This window comes from Wolbachia endosymbiont of Pentalonia nigronervosa (assembly GCF_014534705.1).
Lineage (GTDB): Bacteria > Pseudomonadota > Alphaproteobacteria > Rickettsiales > Anaplasmataceae > Wolbachia.
The window spans coordinates 1-1244 of record NZ_JACVWV010000164.1; the positions used below are offsets into that span (position 1 = coordinate 1).

Below are 1244 nucleotides of genomic sequence, written 5' to 3' on the forward strand. Positions count from 1 at the left end.
TAATGTGTATCTAAACTCCATGGGAATATGTGCGATAGGAAAAGATAAAGGGGGTGCATAACTCTGTAATTTCAGCATAGATCAAGAAACATGGTGAAGGAGGGCTTTCGTAAAGAACTCAATAAAGTACAAGAGGGAAATATACAATTCTTGAAGTTGATTAGCTATTCACGTACGTAAAAAAAGAGAAAATAAAGCATATGTATTTACTTACGTCAACAGAAAATCAAGCAAAACTATTGATATCCAAGTAGTTCAAGAAAGAGAATAGAAGTTATAGTAAAAATAGTCAAACATGGAAGTATAAAGTGCCATTAAGATCAAAATTATTAAATATTTTTTTTAAGAAAGTCCTTCTCTTCAGCGTAACAAAAAATCCAATTATTTACTCTTTACTTTTCTCAAAAATGCGAAAAAGGTAGGGGTATTTGTGAGAAAGTTTTACATAAACATAGTGTTATGAAAGAAAAATTAATAAGTTATGAAAAATAAGATAAGTGCGTAGGTACACGTCTTAACAGGACTAAAGCCAGCAGTATTGGGATTGTGGCTCATGCTAAATTTTGTATGGAGATAGGTTCAAACACGCTGTTTGGCGGACGGAGTGGGATTTGAACCCACGGTACGCTTATCACGTACGTCAGTTTTCAAGACTGGTGCCTTAAACCACTCGGCCATCCGTCCACTTATTTTTTACCACAATATTGGATTCTAAGCAACCTAATTTGATTTCAAAACAGGGCCACCTCATAAAAAATAGAGTGGAAAAAGAGAAAAAGTAGTGAGAATAGCCACTTTTAACAACACTATGTACTTTATTATGTTGAAAAATTTCCTAGGTGTATGGTCCCAGAGAGTGATGGTATACTTATCATTATTTTCCGGAACTATAGTACTTTCAAAAGCGAATGATAAGGGTATAATATACTATTAGTGAGTAGGAAAAGTGATGGTATATAGTATAGATTTAAGAGAAAAAGCAGTGTCTTTGGTGGAAAAAGGAAAGTCAAAGGCAGAGGTTACAGAGCTTTGGGTGAAAGCCTGTAACCATCAAAAAATGTCAGATTTATCCGAAAAATAGATCCAAAAATGCTTGCGGACTATGTCAAAAAACATCCAGATCATACGCTAGCAGAAATGAAACAAAACCTTGGCTTTGGAATAAGTGCAATTTGGTATAGACTAAAGCAGCTAAAAATAACTTTAAAAAAAAAGTCATACTATATCAAGAGCGCAATCAAGAA

The 1244-nt window shown here is 33.8% G+C and carries 2 protein-coding genes and 1 tRNA gene; 2 read left to right on the forward strand and 1 reads right to left on the reverse strand.

The window, feature by feature from the left end; all coding sequences use genetic code 11:
* Positions 1-593: 593 nt before the first annotated feature.
* Positions 594-684, reverse strand: a tRNA-Ser gene (locus tag IC220_RS07655).
* A gap of 265 nt (positions 685-949) precedes the next feature.
* Here IC220_RS07655 and IC220_RS08045 point away from each other — a divergent pair.
* Both IC220_RS08045 and IC220_RS08140 read left to right on the forward strand, forming a co-directional pair.
* A complete protein-coding gene (locus IC220_RS08045; RefSeq protein WP_255424141.1) occupies positions 950-1081 on the forward strand; it encodes a hypothetical protein in 132 nt (43 codons plus the stop codon).
* Between the two features lie 8 nt (positions 1082-1089).
* Positions 1090-1244: transposase (locus IC220_RS08140; protein ID WP_223158816.1), on the forward strand; the 155-nt coding region annotated here is incomplete at its 3' end.

Coding starts and splice junctions, on each gene's coding strand:
- IC220_RS08045 (WP_255424141.1), top strand. CDS start 950: ATGGTATATAGTATAGATTTAAGAGAAAAAGCAGTGTCTTTGGTGGAA.